A 19,163-nucleotide genomic window follows, 5' to 3' on the forward strand; every position below is an offset into this window, starting at 1 on the left:
GAAGTATTAGCGCGCCCCGTCCAGGCCGGCGACGGATAAACACACGGTAAAAGCAGGATTATTGGAATCGGGAGGTGGGAAAAATTCCCGGCACCCCTGGTATGCGATGATTTTTATCAAGTTTTCGAGGTGAGCCCGGGCGTCTCATGCTTTGGCTGCTGTTCCAGCAGCGTACTACCAAGGAACTAGGTCGGGAAATCGAAAGTGGAGTTACGCGCAGGCTTTGGCCTTGCATAGACTGGTTTCAATCAAGTGGCAGTCCCGAAACGGACGCCGCAGGCATTCAGATAAAACAAAAGGTAAACCGCTATGATGTCTAGCATCAGCCTCAGAACTCTCATCCTTGGAGCCGGTCTGGCGTGGACCATCGCTGCCTTTGGTCATGGAAACGTTACGCCTCAGCCGGTGGATACCGGTGATCTGCCGGACCTTGGCACAGAAGCACTGAAAGAGAATCCGTTCCGTGCAGGCAACGAGTACGGCAACCTCAATGCCCAGGCCGTGGAGGTTGGCAAGAGTGCCTACGCAGGCAACTGCGCGGGCTGCCACGGCATTGAGGCGCAGTCTGGTGGGTTGACGCCGGATCTCCGGGAACTGACCGAGTGGGACGACGAGTACTACATTGGGCGAGTCATGAATGGCACCGAGCGCGGCATGCCCTCTTTCAAGAGCAATCTTGGTCAGACCGCAATCTGGTCCATCCGCACCTACGTCGAGTCGGTCTCGGGGAACTGAGCCGGTCCAACTGTTGTACCTTCTTCTGTGTGAAAGGGGCTGCCTTCGGGTAGCCCCTGTTTCGTTCAGGCCGCCTGGTTGCGGGCGGTCTCACTGACCGACTGGTCGATTTCCTCATACAGCTTCCGATCCGTCTGCCCGATCGGCAAGTCGTAGGTGATGGTGGCACCAAACGCCTGTGGATCGTGGGGGTCGTTTCGCACCTTATCGAACACCAGTAGACGTGTACCCAGGTAAAAACCCTCTTTAAGATCGTGAGTTACCATGAAGATGGTAGTACCTGTCTCCTGCCAGAGTTTCAGTAGCAGGTCGTGCATGTCACCGCGAATACCCGGGTCCAATGCGCCGAAGGGCTCATCCAGCAGCAAAACCCGTGGGCGCATGATCAGCGACTGGGCAATGGCGAGCCGCTGCTGCATGCCGCCGGAGAGTTCGTGGGGCCATTTGTTGGCGGATGGGGCCAGGCCCACCGACTCCAGCATGGCGTTCGCTTTTTCGAGAGCTACCTTTCGGGCGCTGCCAAACAGTTTGCCCAGCCAGGGTTTCTGTTCCAGTTCCAGACCCATCAGTACGTTCTGTCGTACGGTCAGATGGGGGAAAACCGAGTAGCGCTGAAATACAATGCCACGGTTACGATCGGGTTCGGCGGGAAAGGCGGCATCATCAAGCAGCAGTTCGCCACGGGTCTGGGTTTCCTGCCCCAGCAGCATTTTCAGGAAGGTGGATTTTCCGCACCCGGAAGCCCCCACCAGCGTGCAGAATTCACCCTGTTTGACGGACAGGTTGAGGTTTTCCAGAACCACCTGGTCACCGTACTCTTTCCAGAGATTGTTAACAGTAATAAAGCTCATCAGTGGCCTCCGGCGTTGTACCACGGGAATAATTTACGATTGGCAAGGCGCAGCAGTTGGTCGATGACGATGGCAAGAATGGTGATCCAGATAACGTAGGGCAGGATCACATCCATGGCCAGGTAGCGCCGCACCAGGAAGATCCGATAACCAAGGCCTTCGGTTGACGCGATGGCTTCAGCGGCAATCAGGAACAGCCAGGCAGGCCCCAGGCTAAGCCGAACCGAATCGATCAGGCGGGGCAGTGTCTGGGGCAGAGCCATGCGAGTGATCACCTGCCACGAATTGGCTCCCAGGGTCTGGATCTTGATCAGCTGTTCGCCGGGCAGTTCCCGGACTCGCTGTGCCACATCCCGCATCATGACCGGCGCCGTGCCAATGACAATCAGCATCACTTTGGACAGCTCGCCAAGGCCAAACACTATGAACAGAATGGGCAGTATCGCCAGCGGTGGCACCATCGACAGGGCGGAAACCAGGGGAGCGAGGTTGGCCCGGACCAGGGGCAGAACTCCGTTCAGCAAGCCCACCACCAGCGCCAGCGACGCAGCAATACCCACCCCCATACCGAGGCGCTTCAAGCTGGCGGCGGTGTCTTCCCACATCAGGTAGTTACCGCTGCGCCGGTCTTCCTGAAAGGCCATACGGTCAACCGCTGCGGTCATCTGCTCGAGACCAGGTAGGAGTTTGTCATTGGGGTTGTCGGCCAGGCGCTGCTGGGAGGCCAGGCTGTATATCAGCATGATCAGCAGAAAGGGCAACAACCCCAGCAAGGTGGCTGAAACCCGCCCGGGGTGGCGGTTGATCAATCGCATAATCGGTCTCCTGTGGTCACACAACACGACAAGGTGATCGCGGGTTGGCATCCCTTGCGATTCGGTCTCCCGGGCTTTTGTCCCGCCGTGTAACCTCCAAGAGGTCGGTAACTCTCGGACCAGCCATCCTGCTGTTGATGATCACAGCCAGGACCGGAACCCTAGTCACCCATTTGTCTTCGTTGTACTGCCGCACGTGTTGCGGTGTTGCTGCGAACGGACTGCTTTCAGAAAACAGCGTTTGCTTGTCGGTTTGGTAACAAGCCTTTGCAGATGGCGTGCCAGTTCCCGTATTGCCGTACTCGAGGTGTTGTCCGGCTATGTGATTGCTGCTGAGCTGCGCTATCCCGGTGCATGGCCGCACAGGGCGCACCGTTATGGCGCCTGCCCCGACAGCAGTTCTTCGGCGGCAGCCAGAATCTTTTGCTGGCTTTGTGATTCTCGCCCGGGGCCCCCGGCAATGTGGCCCCAGTCAGACGCCAGCACCTCGAGCCTGGCTCCCGGCATAAGCAGGGCATCCTGTTCCGCATCGTTGGCGGTAAAGTAGAGGTCGGTAGAGCTCGGTATAACGCGCGTTGGCATGATTAACGCGGCAAGCGCCGCCTGATAGTTGCCCTCAAACACCGGGTTGTTGCTGATATCTCCCTGCTGCCAGGTGTTGAGAACCGACAGCAGGTTATTGGCATCTTGCGCCAGGTGGTCCTCCTCCCAGCAGTGCAGCAATGCTTCAATGGATTCGAACCCCAACTCACGCCAGCGCTCGTGGCGAAAAAAAGCCTGGGAATATGCCCAGCCGGCATAGACCCGGCCAAAGGCCCGGAGACCTCGTTCTGGCGGCTGTTGATAATGGCCCTCATGAAACCTCTGATCGCACGTCAGCGCGGCTTTTACGCCCTCCAGAAATACCCGGTTGTGCGGGTAACAGCGGGCGGTACAGCAGGTGGCAAGCACGGCGCGGACCTGCTCCGGAAACAGGCAACCCCATTGCAGTGCCTGCATGCCCCCCATGGACCAGCCCATCACCAGGGCCAGGCTGGCGCCGCCGAACACCTCGTCTACCAGGCGTTTCTGCAGCATTACATTGTCGTACAGGCTGATGGCCGGGAAGCCGGCGCCGGCCTGCAGCCCTGGCGTGTTGGAGGGGGAAGACGATTCACCGGCACCGAGCAGGGCGGGGATCACAATGCAGTATTTGCCGGGATCAAGGGGGCTGCCTGGCGCCACCCAGGGATGATTGCCCTCAGCTGCACCACCATAGTACGTGGGCAACAGGATCAGGTTGTCTTTTGGTGCATTGAGTTGGCCGATCTGATGGTAGTGCAGGCGGGTCGAACGCAGGGTGTTACCGCCGGAAAGGGGCAGGTCGCCTGCCTCAAACTCCTCTTTAAGCCATTGGTTTCCCGTCATTTTGGTTCCTTTTTGGGTGTCGTTGTCAGGTCTCGGAGATGACCTTTCCTGACTTATATATACACGCTGGCATGTATGTTGAATGGTGAAGACGTAGGAAGAAACGTGCCAGAACATTCAACGACCGCCTGTGCTAACGGGCAACAGAGGACTCACAATGACTGACCTGACCAACACCCAGGCGCTGAAACAGCAACTCACCGACGCCGGCGTAAAATACGCCATCGCCAGTTACGTGGATATCCATGGCATTACCAAGGGCAAGTTCGTGCCGGTGGCCCACCTCGGCCAGATGATGGAAGGCTCGGAGCTGTACACCGGCGCCGCCCTGGACGGCGTGCCCCAGGACATCTCCGACGACGAAGTGGCCGCCATGCCAGACGCCAGTGGCGTCGCCATCTGCCCCTGGAATCGCCAGCTGGCGTGGTTTCCCGGCAACCTGTATCTGAATGGCAAACCGTTTGAAGCCTGCTCCCGCAACATCTTCCGGCGTCAGCTGGAGGCCGCGGCCGACATGGGCTACCGCTTCAACCTGGGGATCGAAACCGAGTTCTTCCTGTTCAAGGACACCGAAAACGGCGGCTTTGCCCCGCTGAGCGACCGCGACACCCTGGGCAAGCCCTGTTACGACCCGCGCACTCTGATGGACAACTTCACCATCATGGACGAGCTGGTGGAGGCAATGAACGAGCTGGGCTGGGATGTGTATTCCTTCGACCATGAAGATGCCAATGGCCAGTTCGAGACCGACTTCAAATACGCCGACGGCCTGACCATGGCGGACCGCCTGGTATTCTTCCGCATGATGGCCAACGAAATCGCCCGCAAACACGGCGCCTTCGCCAGCTTCATGCCCAAGCCGTTTGCCGACCGCACCGGCAGCGGTGCCCACTACAACATGTCGCTGGCGGACATCAAAACCGGCGAGAACCTGTTCGAGCCAAACGGTGACGACCTGCACAGTTGCGGCATCAGCAAGATCGCCTATCACTTCATCGCCGGCGTGCTGAAACACGGTGCGGCCATCAGCGCCGTCATTGCCCCCACGGTCAACAGCTACAAACGCCTGGTGCGCCAGGGCAGTATGTCTGGCTCCACCTGGGCGCCGGTGTTCATGTGCTACGGCTCCAACAACCGCACCAACATGATCCGCATCCCCGGCGTCGGCGGCCGCATCGAATGCCGCGCGGCCGACATTGCCTGCAACCCCTACCTTGGCAGCGCCCTGATCCTCGCCGCCGGCCTGGAAGGCATCCGCGAAGGCCTGGACGCCGGCGCCCCGCACCACGAGAACATGTACAACTACAGCGATGCTGAAATTACCGAACAGGGCATCGAGTACCTGCCCCGGAATCTGGGTGAGGCGGTGGAGGCTTTCGAAGCAGATCCTTTGGCCAAAGAAGTCTTTGGCGAGGCGATGTTCAAGAGCTTTGTCGATTACAAGAAAGGGGAGTGGGAGAGCTACCAGAACCACGTGTCTGAGTGGGAGGTGAAGCGGTACCTCAAAATGTTCTGAGCATGTTAGCTTGACGACCGCGCCGGCAAGCGGGAAGGGGTTCAGGGACACGCTGTGAATACGTCCCTGTACGCTCGACAAAAACATCCATGTTTTTGACGGTCCCTGAACCCCTTCCCGCTCACCAGCGCTACTTCATGCATTGCTGTTCTGCGGCTCACGCCCGTTCGGTATTAAGGCTTACCGAGTAGCGTCCAGAACTGCCGTTGGAAAAACGGCATTTCTTTTTTCAGGGAAAACAACTTGGGCGCGAACAGCCAGGTCTGGGTAATCCCCATCAGATAGGTGTAACACAGCAAGCCCAGTTCCTTCGGATCCTCCTGCGTCGAGATCATCCCATCCTCAATGGCCCGCCCGACCAGATCCTGAAACATCCCGATAATCGACTTGGTCAACGCCCGCTCACGTTTAAGCGTGCGGCTCATGGCATCGGTCAGCTCGGTCTTGTTCAACAGAATCTCAAACGACTGCCGATACTGCCGGTTGTTGGCCAACAGGCTCAGCCATTGCTCGATAAACCGGTCCATTGCCTCAATCGGCGTATCCCGCATCGCCGCACACTCGGCAACCAGCACCTCGAGCGGTTCCTGGGAATAGCCCAGCACCGCCTCGTACAGGTCGTCCTTGTTCTGAAAATGCCAGTAAATCGGCCCGCGACTGCAACCGGCTTCCTTGGCGATACGGCTCAGGGTTGTCAGGGAGTAACCGTCCCGGCTGAACAGGGTGAGTGCGGCTTCGAGAACGGTTTGGCGGGTTTTCTCCGCATCTTCCTTGGTACGACGCATGTGTGGTTTTTCTCTCCGGCTTACTCGGAAGTTTAGGGGTGGTGTCGGTTGGGCTCTCCAAAACTGTGCGGAGCCAGGGATGGCGGAGCCCAAGCGTCACATGGATGTGCCGAAGGAGCGTGTTTTGGAGAGCCCAACCGACACCAACCCTACTCGAAAGCCAACAAAAAAGGGCACGAGTAATCGTGCCCTCGGCTGCCTTTTAAGGCAAGCAATGACGGATTCAGATCTCGCCATCCGCCGCCATCTGCATGTAGCTGTCGTTAAACCGCAACTTCACATTGCTGGAATCGCCCATAATCGAACCATCCGGAAACTCGATGCCGACAAAATCCGGACTCATCGCCCCCTGGCCCAGCAAGCCCTTATCAAACGAGAACTCACGAACGCTATCCATCGCCTCCCGGGCCTCGTCGCTGCGAATAAACTCAACCGAATTCTCCGGCTTCCAGAACATCTTCATACCCGCCAGTTGCGCCTCGTAACCGGCCTGATCGGTCCCGGAAATCTCGCCCAGAAACGCCCGTGCCTCCTGACCTTGCTCAGAGTCAGACGCCAGAATGCTCATAGTCTCATACCAGGCACCTACCATCGCCTTGCCCAGCTTCGGGTTATCCTCCAGGGTCTTGGTGTTTACCAACGTCAGATCCTTGATGTGCCCCGGAATCTGGCTGGAATCGAATAACGGCGTGGCGCCGGGATAATTGGCCACCTCGGTCAGCAGCGGGTTCCAGGTAGCCACATGGCGCACATCGTTGGTCTGGAAGGCCGATACCAGATCGGCATCCGAGATATTCACCACCCGGATGTCACGCTCTTCCAGCCCGACTGTATCCAGAGCCCGCACCAGCAGGTAATGGGACACCGACAACTCCACCAGGTGCACCGTTTCGCCCTTCAACTCCTCGATGCTTTTGGCGTCTTTGGATACCAGGCCGTCATTGGCGTTGGAATAGTCGCCTACGATCAGTGCGGTGGTATCGATGCCGGACGCGGCAGGAATCGACAGGCCATCCATACTGGTGGCTACCACGGCATCAAACTGACCGGCGGTGAACTGGTTGATGGACTCGATGTAGTCGTTCACCTGCACGATATCCACCTCGATATCGTACTTGTCTGCCCACTTCTTCATGATTCCGAAGTCTTCGGCGTACTGCCAGGGCACCCAGCCGGCGTAGATGGTCCAGGCGATGCTGAAGGAATCCTTTTCCTGGGCCAGGGCACCCATAGACAGGGAGGCGGTCATCAGACCGGCCGCAAGACGTTTTGTAAAAGCACGTGTTTTCATGGTGTCTCTCCTCGGGTCATGCCCGTGTTTTCGGGTTCGAAATTATGTCGGTTTGTCTCGTTTCCTGATTACTCGGTAACCTCTTCCACGATCACCACGGGGGTTCCCGGGGCGACCGCCTGGCCCGGCTCTCGCCGCACTTCAATGACCTTGCCGGCAATCGGGCTCAGCAGTTCAATCTCCATCTTCATGGACTCCACCACCGCCACTGGGCGTTGTGCCGCAATCATGTCTCCCGGTTTGACCAGACACTCCCAGACATTGCCCGCGATGTGGCTCTCCACGGCGTGATGGCCAACTGGCAGATTGGCGATGTCGTCTTCCCCGGTTTCCTCGATGGGCGCCTCGGAGCTGAAGTTTATCTGGCCGGATTCGATCCAGCGTTGCAGTTCCTCGTCAAAGGCCTGTTTGCGCTGATCGGTGAAGGTCTGGATCTCGTCGTGGTTGTCTGCGAGGAACTGCTCGTAGTCCTTCAGGTTGAAGCGGGTGTGCTCGACCCGGATCGGATAATCCCCGTTGGGGAAGTCTTTCCGGATTTGCTGAAGTTCCTCGGCACTGACCTCATAGAAACGCACCTGGTCAAAGAAGCGGAGCAGCCAGGGTTTGCCTTCCTCGAAAAAGTCTGTGGTGCGGTATCGGTTCCACATCTGTAGGGTGCGGCCGACAAACTGGTAGCCGCCGGGGCCTTCCATGCCGTAGATGCACAGGTAGGCCCCGCCGATACCGACGGAGTTCTCTGCGGTCCAGGTACGGGCCGGGTTGTACTTGGTGGTCACCAGTCGATGGCGCGGATCAAGGGGCGTGGCCACCGGCGCACCCAGGTAAACGTCGCCCAGGCCCATCACCAGGTAGCTGGCGTCGAATACGGTCTTCTTGACCTCGTCGATGCTGTCCAGGCCATTGATGCGGCGAATGAATTCCAGGTTGCTCGGGCACCAGGGCGCATCCTTGCGCACTGACTGCATGTACTTGGCGATGGCCGTCTGGCAGGCCTCGTCATCCCAGGAAAGGGGCAGGTGCACAATTCGCGCCGGCACGTCCCACTCCGGTTGTTTTTCCAGCTCCTTTTCGGCGCGAATGAGCAGATCCAGCAGTGTGCGCTGGTTCAGTGTCTGGCTGTCGTAATGCACCTGCAGGGAACGGATGCCGGGGGTCAGTTCCAGAATGGCGTCGTGATTCTGTTCGCGCAGCCAGAGCATCAACGCGTGGGCTCGGAACCGTAGGCGGATGTCCAGTTCCATCGGGCCGTATTCCACCAGCACATAGTTGTCGCCGGCGGCCCGGTAAACCACGCCGGTTTCGTGTTCGTTGGTGCTCAGCGAGTCCAGAATCGGAGTGATTGGTTTGATGGGGGTGATGCGGGCGGTGGCGGCAGTCAGTGTGACGACCGATTCGTCCAGGGCTTCTCGCAGGGCTACCGCCTGATCCTGGCTCACCGGCACAAACTGCACCTTGTCGCCGGCTTTGAGCTGGCCCAATTTCCAGAGGTCGGCGCTGATCACCGTTGCCGGGCAGACAAAGCCGCCCAGGCTCGGGCCATCGGGCCCCAGAATCACCGGCATATCACCGGTGAAATCCACGGTGCCTACGGCGTAGGCGTTATCGTGAATGTTGGAGGGGTGCATGCCGGCCTCGCCGCCGTCGCTGCGCGCCCATTCCGGTTTCGGGCCAATCAGGCGCACGCCGGTGCGGCTGGAGTTGTAGTGAATTTCCCACTCGCTGGCGAAGAAGGTGTCGATGTCCTGACCGGTGAAATAGTCTGGAGCTCCGTGGGGGCCATAGGTAACGTGCAGCTTCCAGGTCTTGCCAATGGTCGGTTTCAGGTCGGCGGGCAGGGTGATCGGGCCGGTGGGTTCAGCGTCTGCCAGTGCCAACACATCGCCAGCCCGCAGTGCCCGGCCGCAGTGGCCTCCAAACTGACCCAGGGTAAAGGTACTGTAGGAGGTCAGGTATTGCGGGCAATCCAGCCCGCCGCGGAATAGAACATAGGCCCGTGCGCCGTCGGCGGTGGTGGCACCCAGTTTCAGAGTGGCGCCGGCGGGCACATCAATCACCTGCCAGAACTCAACCGGCTCATCGTTGAGCGTGGCGTCCATCGGCGCCCCCGTGAGGGCAATCTGGGTGGCACGATTGAAGGTAAGCACGGGGCCCTTGAGGGTAACTTCAAGCCCGGGGGCTCCTTCCGGGTTGCCCAGCAGGCGGTTACCGAGGCGGAACGAATAGCTGTCAAACGGGCCGGACGGCGGCACGCCGATTTCCCAGTAGCCGATGCGGCCGGGGTAATCCTGAATGGTGGTCAGGGTGCCACCGCTGAGCACATCCACCGTGGCTGGGCGGTATTCGAATTCGTTGAGGGTGCGGGTGAACAGGCGGCCTTCGGCAAAGCGCGGATCGTCCAGCACCTGGCGAACGTACTTCAGGTTGGTCTCAATGCCGTACAGCTGGCTATCGTCCAGGGCGCGCATCAGTGCCTGGCGGGCCGATTCGCGATCTGGCTCGTGTACGATCACTTTGGCGAGCATGGGGTCGTAAAGCGGCGACACTTCTGTACCTGGCTGAATCCAGGTGTCGATGCGCAGGCCATCTTCGTCAGACCAGGCTACGTTGGTAAGCAGGCCTGCACCGGGCTGGAAATCCTTGTTGGGGTCTTCGGCGTAGATCCGGGCCTGAATGGCGTGGCCGGACGCCGACAGGTCGCTGGCCAGTGTCGCCAGGTCGGGCAGGGTGCCGGCACCCAGTTCCACCATCCAGCGCACCAGGTCAACACCAAACACTTGCTCGGTAACACCGTGTTCCACCTGTAAGCGGGTATTCACTTCCAGAAAATAGAACTCGGTGGTGTCCGGGTCGTAGATAAACTCTACGGTGCCGGCACTACGGTAGCCGATGCTTTCGCCCAGCTGGCGGGCGGTGGCGTGCATGCGGAGGCGGACATTGTCGGTCAGCCCCGGTGCCGGGGCTTCCTCAATCACTTTCTGGTTGCGTCGCTGGGCCGAACAGTCCCGCTCGCCCAGGGCCAGCACCTGGCCCTCTCCGTCACCGAACAGCTGCACTTCAACATGGCGGGCGTGTTCCACAAACTTCTCCAGGAACACGCCGGTGTTGCTGAAGTTGTTCTGGCTCAGACGCTGCACCGACTCGAAACTCTTGCTCAGGTCTTCCGGCCCATAGCAGCGGGACATACCGATGCCACCCCCGCCAGCGGTGCTTTTCAGCATGACCGGGTAGCCGATGGTCTCGGCGGCCTGCAGGGCATCCTCCAGGTCAGTCAGCAGTCCGGTACCGGGCAGCAGCGGTACGCCGGCGCTCTCGGCCAGCGCCCGGGCAGTGTGTTTGAGGCCGAACTGTTCCATCTGCTCGGGTGTCGGGCCAAGAAACACCACGCCCTCGGCATCGCAGCGCCGGGCAAAATCGGCGTTCTCGCTGAGGAAGCCGTAACCGGGGTGAATGGCGCCGGCTCCGCTCTCGCGGATGATCGAAAACAGTTTGTCCTGATCCAGGTAGGTGGCTGCCGCGGGACCCTCGCCCAGGGAATAGGCCTCATCGGCCTGGCGCACGTGCAGCGAATCCGCATCCGCCTCGGCGTAGACCGCCACCGAGGTCATGCCCATGTCCCGCAGAGTGCGGATCACTCGGCAGGCGATGGCGCCCCGGTTGGCAATCAGAACCTTGTTGAATGTTCGGTTCAGCTCCATACCAGCACCTCGATCGGCGTCGGGTTCCAGCCGTTGCAGGGATTGTTGAGCTGAGGGCAGTTGGAGATCATCACCAGCACGTCCATCCGGGCTTCCAGTTCGATGTATTTGCCGGCGTCGGAAATGCCGTCGGCAAAGGTCAGGCCACCGTCGGCGGTCACCGGTACGTTCATGAAAAAATTGATGTTGTGGGTGATGTCCCGCTTGCTCATGCCCAGTTCCTCGTGCTCGGTGACCGCCACCAGCCAGCTGTCGCGACAGGCGTGCATGCATTTCTTCTCAAGGGCATAACGGGTGGTGTTGCTCTCTGCCGCGCAGGCACCGCCCAGGGTGTCGTGACGGCCACAGGTGTCGGCGGTGATTTCCAGCATCACGTTGTTTTCAGAGGACATCAGCTTCGAGCCGGCGGTCAGGTAAACGTTGCCCTGCTCGCGGATGGTGTCCACGGCGCTGTAGCGCTCTGTGGGGTTGTGGGCGTTGTAGAACAAGGTGTCTGCGGCCTGGTTGCCTTCCAGATCGAGAATCCGGATGGTTTCGCCAGCTTTTATCACTTTCAGAAAATACTCACCTGCCGGGACGGTTTCGCGGAAGGCGGCGTTGTCTGGGGTCAATGCACTTTGCTTGATCATGTCCGGCCTCCGTTACTGGAACAGGTGGTAAAGAGCGTTGTTGGCGAAGGCGCGGGTGGCCTCCGGCGACGAGGTCTTGCACAGGTCGGCATCCGTCACCGGAGCCGCTTTAAACAGCTGATAGCGCACCGGGTTGCGTGGATACTCCGTGGCAGGGTTCATCGGGTGCGGGCAGGTGTGCAAAACCACCAAGGTATCCATCTCAAAGCGCAGATCGATGGTGGCACCGGCGTGGGAGTGGTTCTCGGAAAAGGCCATGTTGCCGTCGTCATCGGTTTTTACCTTGCTGAACCAGTTCAGGTTGGCGGTCAGGTCTTTCTTGCCCAGGCCATACTTGGCCAGTTCGTTGAGGAAGCTGGTGACGCCGTTGCGATGGTAGTGGTTGTGGGCTTCCTGATAGGTCTTCCTGCCCCAGCGCTGTTCCACCAGGTCGGCATGACAGGTGCCGGCCACGGTGTCGTGCCAGCCCAGGTCATCACGGATGATGGAGGCGAACACCCGGCCCATGTCCGAGAGCAGAACATGGCCTTTGGTGAGCAGGAAGGTGTGCTGGTTCTTCAGGGTGTCGGGCATGTTGTAACGCTCGAGGGGATTCTCGGGGTTGTACATCAACATGCCGACGTTGGCGCCGCCGGTTTCGTCAATCAGCCGTAGCACATGGCCTCGGCGCATGATGAATGACCAGTGGGATCCGCCGGGAATCAGATCATCGTAGAGGGGGGCTGCTGTTTCGAGCATAACCTTTTCCTTCTGGGTCGGGTGTCAAAAAACGAGAGACGTCAGTCACTGAACGATTCTCCCGGGCTTTTGTCCCGCCGTGTAACCTTGGAAAAGGTCGTCAACTCTCGGACCAGGCGTCTGCGCGACTAACCGGCAGACCGGAACCCTAGTTGACCATTGGTCAGATTGTTGCGCTTCGATGGTGGCTTCAATCACCGACTTCTCGTTGCGTGAAAAGATCATTGCAGAGTTTGTGCCAAAACCTAACTGTCCGTTTTTATTGGTTGTTTTGCTTGCGTTCAGAAGCGGCGTGAATCGCTATCGTGCATCTGCCCTGTTTTGGTGCGGGGTCACCTACTACCAAGGAACGAGTTTTTCGCCCCCAACGACGCATTCACGGAATCCGGCATGGGGTCTACATTGAATGAGTAAACGCGAAAGGCCGCGTTGCCATGCGACAAACACAACAAAGAGGTCGATATCATGATCTACGCACAACCAGGAAAGGACGGCTCCGTTGTTTCTTTTAAATCCCGCTATGAGAACTACATTGGCGGTGAATGGGTAGCGCCGGTTAAGGGCCAGTATTTTGAGAACATAACGCCGGTGACCGGCGAAGCTTTCTGTGAGATTCCGCGCTCGACCGCTGAAGACATCGAGCTGGCGCTGGACGCCGCCCACAAAGCAGCGCCGGCCTGGGGCAAGACGTCTCCCACCGAGCGTTCCAACATCCTGCTGAAAATTGCTGACCGCATTGAAGCCAATCTCGAGAAGCTCGCGGTTGCCGAGACCTGGGACAACGGCAAGGCCGTTCGCGAAACCCTGAACGCCGATATTCCCCTGGCGGCGGACCACTTCCGTTACTTCGCCGGCTGCCTGCGTGCCCAGGAAGGCCATATGGGCGAAATCGACCACAACACCGTGGCCTATCATTTCCACGAGCCGCTGGGTGTGGTTGGCCAGATTATCCCCTGGAACTTCCCGCTGCTGATGGCGGCCTGGAAGCTGGGCCCGTGCCTGGCGGCCGGTAACTGCACGGTGCTGAAGCCCGCCGAGCAGACCCCTGCCAGCATTCTGGTACTGATGGAAATCATCGGCGACCTGCTGCCGCCGGGCGTGCTCAACATTGTTAACGGCTACGGTATTGAAGCCGGCCAGGCTCTGGCCACCAGCAAGCGCATTGCCAAGATCGCCTTTACCGGCTCCACCCCGGTGGGCTCCCACATCCTCAAGTGCGCGGCTGAAAACATTATCCCGTCTACCGTTGAGCTGGGTGGCAAGTCACCGAACATTTACTTCTCTGACGTGATGAAGGCTGAGCCGGAGTTCATCGACAAGTGCGTGGAAGGTCTGGTGCTGGCGTTCTTCAACCAGGGCGAAGTCTGCACCTGCCCGTCACGGGCGCTGGTTCAGGAAGACATGTTCGAAGAATTTATGCAGAAAGTGGTTGAGCGCACCAAGGCCATCAAGCGTGGCAACCCGCTGGATACCGACGTTCAGGTGGGTGCCCAGGCGTCCAAGGAACAGTTCGACAAGATCATGTCGTACATGGAGATTGGCCGTCAGGAAGGCGCGGTTGTGCTGACCGGTGGTGACCGTGAGCATCTGGAAGGTGAATTCAACAACGGCTTCTACATCCAGCCGACCCTGTTCAAGGGCGACAACAAGATGCGTGTGTTCCAGGAAGAAATCTTCGGCCCGGTGGTGGGTGTCACCACCTTCAAGACTGAGGAAGAAGCCTTGGCCATCGCCAACGACACCGAGTTTGGCCTGGGTGCCGGCGTCTGGACCCGCGACACTAATCTTGCTTACCGGATGGGCCGCAACATTCAGGCCGGTCGGGTATGGATGAATTGTTACCACGCGTACCCGGCCCATGCCGCGTTCGGTGGTTACAAGAAGTCCGGTGTTGGCCGTGAAACCCACAAGATGGCGCTGGAGCATTACCAGCAGACCAAGTGCATGTTGACCAGCTATGACACCAACCCGCTCGGGTTCTTCTGATCTGCAAGTGGCAGTTGGGGCCCATCCACACGGGCCCCGTTTCGTGTGACCGCACAGGGACGGTGCACATTGTTGGCCTGGCATTTGTCAGGTAGCTCCTTCGCGGAGCGCGGGATCTTTCTGCACTCTCCTTAGGCCCTTCCCAGGGCCTTTTTTATGGTTCATCGCGCTTTACCGGGAAATGCTGCTTTTATCTTCAGAAAGAAGTAGTCGTTATCCCGGTAGCCGTAGGCCACCCGCTTGATCACCTTGATCTTGTTGTTCATTCCCTCCAACACACTGGTGTTCAACCGGTAGACCGCGCTGGCGATAATGCCGTCGACGTAGCCCTTGAGGCGCCTGGCAAACTGCTGCACGGGGGCCAGCCCACTACTCATAGCCAGATTTAGCCAGTCTTGCCAGCGTTGTCTGGCATCGGCCTCTGAGGGAGCGTACCAGAGCTCTTTGAGCTGGTCTTTCAGGACGTAGACAGTCATCAGGGGCTGGTTGGCTTGCAGCAGTTCTTCGAGCTTCAGAGCCTGCTCGTCCTTGAGGTTGCCTCGGTTTCTGAGCAACAGCCAGCGACTTCGTTTCACTACTTTGCGAGCCGGCTTGTCGTGTCGAAGCTGATTGGCCTGATCGACCCGGACACGGTCAATCACTTCCCGTCCGAACTTTGCTACAACGTGGAACAGGTCATAGACCACCCGTGCTTGTGGGCAGTGGTGCTGAACTTCCAGGTCCATGGCGGTATTCATATCCATCGCCACGGCTTCGATCTGGCCACAGGTTTCCGGCCCCAGCCATTCAAAGAAGGGGCGTACCGCTGCTCGACTGCGGCCTTCTCCAACCCAGAGGACTTGTTGAGTATCCGCATCAATCGCCACGGTGGCGTAGCGGTGTCCCTTGAACAAGGCGAACTCATCCATGATCAGTCGACGAATCCGGCGTTTATCTGGCTCAGTCACTTCTCGTTTGAGGCGCCGATGGTCGATGGCCTTGACCGTATGCCAATGCAACCCTAGCAGCGTTGCCACATGTTGGATCGGCATCAGTCGTACCAGGGATTCAATCCAACTGACCATGCCTGCCGTCAGACGCTGTCGCCCTGGTAACCAGCGAATCTGTTCAAGCTTGGGGCCACAGGTCGTACAACGAACTCGGCGAACTGGCACGTCCAGCCAGACGCGGTATTGGAACAGGTCGCGTTCTCGGACTCGTCGGGTGCTGATGTCATGGATGGCAAGCGTGTGCTGATTACAACCACTGCAGCATGGCAAGTAATCGTCGGCAGGTTGCAGTCGGATGAGCAGAGATTGAGCGTCAATCTGGGCATACGATTCTATCGTGAATCCTTCCCAGAACAGGGCAAGAGGATTAGCATTCATAGGGACGGCGGTGAGTCGGTCAGGTTTGTTGTTTTGGCGAACTCAAAACTAACCGGTTTGACCGCCGTCTCCTACTTTTTCACGCTAACCCGCGATGAACCTTTTTTATTCCTCTATTTTTACAGCCGTTTACGCTACAGTGAGGGCGACTTCGTAAATTGTTTTCTGGCTGAGGCAGAGTGCCGGTGCTCCGGCGTTTACCTTGGCACCTGATTCGAGGAGGGCATATGTTCAAAGGTATTCTGATCGAAGGCAGCCGGGGCGACCAGCAGGTGTCCCTGAAGTCCATAGATGAAGCGCAGTTACCGGAAGGCGATGTGACTGTGGATGTGGCATACAGCACCCTGAACTACAAGGACGCTCTGGCCATTACCGGTCGTGCGCCCATTGCCAAGACCTATCCGATGGTGCCGGGCATCGATCTGGCCGGTGTGGTGACGGAATCGTCCAATCCCGACTTCAAGGCCGGAGACGAAGTGGTCCTGAACGGCTGGGGTGTGGGTGAGAAGCACTGGGGTGGTCTGGCCCAGAAGGCTCGACTCTCTGGTGACTGGTTGATCCCGCTGCAGGCTCCGTTCACGGCTCGTCAGGCCATGGCCATTGGTACGGCCGGTTACACCGCCATGCTGTGTGTCATCGCTCTGGAGAAGCATGGCGTGAAGCCGGAGTCTGGCGACATTCTGGTGACCGGCGCCACCGGTGGTGTTGGCAGTGTGGCAGTCGCCATTCTGGCCAAGCTGGGTTACTCCGTGACCGCTGTGACTGGCCGGAAGGAAGAAGAAGCCTATCTGAAGTCGCTGGGCGCCAAACAGATAATGGATCGCGCTGACCTGAGTGAGCCCGGAAAACCCCTGGCCCGCGAAACCTGGGCTGGCGCGGTGGATGTGGCTGGCGGCCAGGTGCTGGCCAATGTCTGTGCCGGCATGAAATACCACGGTGTGGTCGCCGCCTGCGGCCTGGCCGCCGGTATGGATTTCCCGTCCACCGTCGCCCCGTTCATTCTGCGTGGCGTGACTCTGTGTGGTATCGACAGTGTGATGGCCCCGAAAGCAGACCGCCTTTACGCGTGGAAACGATTGGCCGAGGACCTGTCCCCGGAGCTGCTCGACAGCATGATCACCGAAGTCGCCTTCGATGATGCCATTGATGCGGCCAGCCGTCTCATGGACGGCAAGATCCGCGGCCGTATCGTTATCCCCGTAGCTGGCTGAATCAGGCCCCGGCGGCGTCCGTGGCCAGAATCCGTGCCTGCTTTTGTTGCTGCTTGTTGCGGACAATAGCATCCACGCACTGATTCTGGTCGCGGAGAATCACCACGCACTCCAGGCACTGGATACACTCGTCGTAATCAATCCGGCCATCCTTGCGAATGGCATTGATGCCACAGGCATTCTTGCAGTGCTGGCAGGGCTGGCCGCAACGGTCAACCCGCTCCAGCCAGCTGAAGATCCGGAATTTGCCAAGCACCGCCAGGCCGGCCCCCAGGGGGCACAGGTAGCGGCAGTAGAATTTGTGGATAAACATGCCCACCGCCAGCAGGGCCACGGCGTAAACCACAAACGGCCAGTAACGCACGAAGAACAATGTAATGCTGGTTTTGAAGGGTTCCACTTCAGACAGCTGTTCCGCCAGCGTCAGCGAATAAAACGATGCAATAACGATGGCCAGCAGCACCGGGTATTTGATCAGGATGAGCTTCCGGTGCCAGCGCTCCGGTACCTTGATTTGCCGGAAACGGAGTTTCTGGCCCAGCCAGGCGGCCATCTCCTGCAGCACGCCAAACGGGCACAGCCAACCGCAGAACACCCCCCGGCCCCAGATGAACAGGGTGACGAACGTGTACGTCCATAGGATGAAAATCACCGGGTCCAGCAGGAACATGTTCAGGCTGAAACCATCCCTGATGGCCAGCAGCAAGGTGTAGATATTCACCACCGACAACTGGCCCTGGGCGTAGAAGCCGATAAAGAACAGGGTGAAGAACAGGAAGCCCCAGCGAAACCGATGAACCAGCTTCGGGTGTCGGGTCAGGGTTTTCTGGCGGGCGAAGAAAATCGTCAGCAGAGTGAGGCTCAGCACCAGCAAGGTAATTTGCCACCAGCGCTCTTTCCACAGCCCCACCCACATCGGTTCCCGGGTCTGGTCCGGCCCGGCGGCAATGTCTACCGTCTCAAACAGTTCCTCCGGGAAAGCAACGGGCAGCTCGAAACGGGCGGTGTCCACCACCAGGTGGTTGCGGGCCAACACGGTATTGAGAGTCAGTGTGGATTCGACCCCGGGGTTAAAACCGGCGTTGCCACCGACCCGGAACAGGTTAACCGCCGTCATCTCCGGCACACCGGCAGCGGCGAAGCTCTGGCCGGTTTCCAGCCAGTTCAGGTCTCGCATCTCGACAGACAGCTGATTCTGGCTCAGACCAAACCGGTCCGGAGTGCTGCCCGGCACAAAGTCCGCGCCAATGTGGGGGTAACGGCCCCGAGACATCACCAACATCACCTTGCCGTTGTCGCCAAGGCGCTCCCTGAAGGCCTGGTATCGATCGTCGCCCAGCAGGTTGCGACCGACCATGGGGGAGTTCATATAAGCCAGGTAGAGTTCCGAGAAAGCCTCGCCAGGATCGGGCTCAAGGTTGCCAGGATAGTCCGACAGCGGTCGGCCCAATTGCTGTTCCACATCCGCGGCCGTTACCTCGATGCGGGTGACGTAACCCCGCTCCAGCAGTTGCTCCCAGGTGAGCGGTTCGAACAGGTCCTGGCGGGCCCGGGTGGGTGCAGCCTGGGCGAAGCCCTCGAGCTTGTTGCGGGCCACCTGCAAGGCCGAGGAGAGCACCGAATCGTTGATGATCAGAACCGACACCGTGGCCTTGCTGACGCCATCAAAGTACACCACATTGCCGGAGGAAGTCCGGCCCGAACGGCCCGAGGAACTCACCACAATCTGCTCCGTCAGTGCGCGCCCCTCGTACTGATCGACAAATTCGTAGAGTGATTCCTCCCCCAGGCCATGAAGGAATACCGGCTCGTGGTGATGCAGTACCCGCACGCCGGTGAACCGGCCCCGTGTATCCAGGCCGATCATCATGGTAATCGGCTTGCCGGCAAAGCCCGGAAGTTTGCTGAAGTCTGTTGAAACGTAGGCGTAACCCAGCAGTTCCTGGAGCTGGTAAACCGGATACACCGGGAAATCCGCCAGTTGCTCTTCGATAACGGTGGCCGAGGGAAACAGATCCTGGATGATCTGCCGGGTGTCGTCGGAAAGTTCTGCCCGCAAGGGCGTTGCAGCCAGACAACAAAGCAGTAGCGAGAGCAGAAAGCGCCCGGCCATGGTGGTCTCCTGAAGTTATTATTG

14 protein-coding genes and 2 riboswitches are annotated in these 19,163 nt (G+C 59.0%); of the genes, 4 read left to right on the plus strand and 10 right to left on the minus strand.

The window, feature by feature from the left end:
* Window positions 1–309: 309 nt before the first annotated feature.
* Window positions 310–735, plus strand: coding sequence for a cytochrome c-550 PedF (pedF, locus tag ACZ5Q2_RS07090; protein ID WP_061330684.1), 426 nt, complete (start codon window positions 310–312; stop codon window positions 733–735).
* A gap of 65 nt (window positions 736–800) precedes the next feature.
* Here pedF and ACZ5Q2_RS07095 read toward each other — a convergent pair whose 3' ends face one another.
* From ACZ5Q2_RS07095 to ACZ5Q2_RS07105, 3 genes are all read right to left on the minus strand, one after another.
* Entirely contained in the window at window positions 801–1,586 is a 786-nt protein-coding gene (locus tag ACZ5Q2_RS07095; RefSeq protein WP_061330683.1) for an ABC transporter ATP-binding protein, read from the minus strand.
* Window positions 1,586–2,401 (minus strand): ABC transporter permease, encoded by an 816-nt coding sequence (locus tag ACZ5Q2_RS07100; RefSeq protein WP_061330682.1) that lies wholly within the window; start codon window positions 2,399–2,401, stop codon window positions 1,586–1,588. Before ACZ5Q2_RS07100 ends, ACZ5Q2_RS07095 begins: the two co-directional genes overlap by 1 nt.
* A gap of 64 nt (window positions 2,402–2,465) precedes the next feature.
* A riboswitch (guanidine-I (ykkC/yxkD leader) is annotated at window positions 2,466–2,577 on the minus strand.
* Between the two features lie 199 nt (window positions 2,578–2,776).
* Window positions 2,777–3,808, minus strand: a complete 1,032-nt coding sequence (locus tag ACZ5Q2_RS07105) for an alpha/beta fold hydrolase (RefSeq protein ID WP_061330681.1) — start codon at window positions 3,806–3,808, stop codon at window positions 2,777–2,779.
* Between the two features lie 157 nt (window positions 3,809–3,965).
* Here ACZ5Q2_RS07105 and glnT point away from each other — a divergent pair, with 157 nt between their 5' ends.
* Window positions 3,966–5,324 (plus strand): type III glutamate--ammonia ligase, encoded by a 1,359-nt coding sequence (gene glnT / locus ACZ5Q2_RS07110; RefSeq protein WP_061330680.1) that lies wholly within the window; start codon window positions 3,966–3,968, stop codon window positions 5,322–5,324.
* A gap of 173 nt (window positions 5,325–5,497) precedes the next feature.
* Here glnT and ACZ5Q2_RS07115 read toward each other — a convergent pair whose 3' ends face one another.
* The 5 genes from ACZ5Q2_RS07115 to ACZ5Q2_RS07135 all read right to left on the minus strand — a co-directional run bounded on the left by ACZ5Q2_RS07115 (window position 5,498) and on the right by ACZ5Q2_RS07135 (window position 12,462).
* On the minus strand, window positions 5,498–6,109 hold the full coding sequence (locus tag ACZ5Q2_RS07115) for a TetR family transcriptional regulator (protein ID WP_061330679.1): 612 nt from the start codon (window positions 6,107–6,109) through the stop codon (window positions 5,498–5,500).
* 223 nt (window positions 6,110–6,332) lie between these two features.
* Window positions 6,333–7,400 carry a putative urea ABC transporter substrate-binding protein gene (locus tag ACZ5Q2_RS07120; RefSeq protein WP_061330678.1) on the minus strand — a complete coding sequence of 356 codons (1,068 nt, stop codon included), beginning with the start codon at window positions 7,398–7,400 and terminating at the stop codon, window positions 6,333–6,335.
* A gap of 68 nt (window positions 7,401–7,468) precedes the next feature.
* Window positions 7,469–11,095 (minus strand): urea carboxylase, encoded by a 3,627-nt coding sequence (gene uca / locus ACZ5Q2_RS07125; protein ID WP_061330677.1) that lies wholly within the window; start codon window positions 11,093–11,095, stop codon window positions 7,469–7,471.
* The gene (locus ACZ5Q2_RS07130; RefSeq protein ID WP_061330676.1) at window positions 11,086–11,724 is read right to left on the minus strand and encodes an urea amidolyase associated protein UAAP2; all 639 of its coding nucleotides are present in this window, start codon (window positions 11,722–11,724) and stop codon (window positions 11,086–11,088) included. Before ACZ5Q2_RS07130 ends, uca begins: the two co-directional genes overlap by 10 nt.
* 12 nt (window positions 11,725–11,736) lie before the next feature.
* The gene (locus ACZ5Q2_RS07135; RefSeq protein WP_061330675.1) at window positions 11,737–12,462 is read right to left on the minus strand and encodes an urea amidolyase associated protein UAAP1; all 726 of its coding nucleotides are present in this window, start codon (window positions 12,460–12,462) and stop codon (window positions 11,737–11,739) included.
* Between the two features lie 56 nt (window positions 12,463–12,518).
* Window positions 12,519–12,625, minus strand: a riboswitch (guanidine-I (ykkC/yxkD leader).
* Window positions 12,626–12,927: 302 nt separating this feature from the next.
* On the opposite strand from ACZ5Q2_RS07135, the gene exaC reads away from it, so the two are divergent.
* A complete protein-coding gene (gene exaC / locus ACZ5Q2_RS07140; RefSeq protein ID WP_044389289.1) occupies window positions 12,928–14,448 on the plus strand; it encodes an acetaldehyde dehydrogenase ExaC in 1,521 nt (506 codons plus the stop codon).
* 161 nt (window positions 14,449–14,609) lie between these two features.
* Here exaC and ACZ5Q2_RS07145 read toward each other — a convergent pair whose 3' ends face one another.
* Entirely contained in the window at window positions 14,610–15,815 is a 1,206-nt protein-coding gene (locus tag ACZ5Q2_RS07145) for an ISL3 family transposase (RefSeq protein ID WP_011785425.1), read from the minus strand.
* 227 nt (window positions 15,816–16,042) lie between these two features.
* Here ACZ5Q2_RS07145 and acuI point away from each other — a divergent pair, with 227 nt between their 5' ends.
* Window positions 16,043–17,026 (plus strand): acrylyl-CoA reductase (NADPH), encoded by a 984-nt coding sequence (gene acuI / locus ACZ5Q2_RS07150; RefSeq protein WP_061330674.1) that lies wholly within the window; start codon window positions 16,043–16,045, stop codon window positions 17,024–17,026.
* Between the two features lies 1 nt (window position 17,027).
* Here acuI and ACZ5Q2_RS07155 read toward each other — a convergent pair whose 3' ends face one another.
* Window positions 17,028–19,139, minus strand: a complete 2,112-nt coding sequence (locus tag ACZ5Q2_RS07155) for a NosR/NirI family protein (protein ID WP_061330673.1) — start codon at window positions 19,137–19,139, stop codon at window positions 17,028–17,030.
* Window positions 19,140–19,163: the final 24 nt, after the last annotated feature.

The sequence above is a fragment of the Marinobacter alkaliphilus genome, assembly GCF_055394375.1.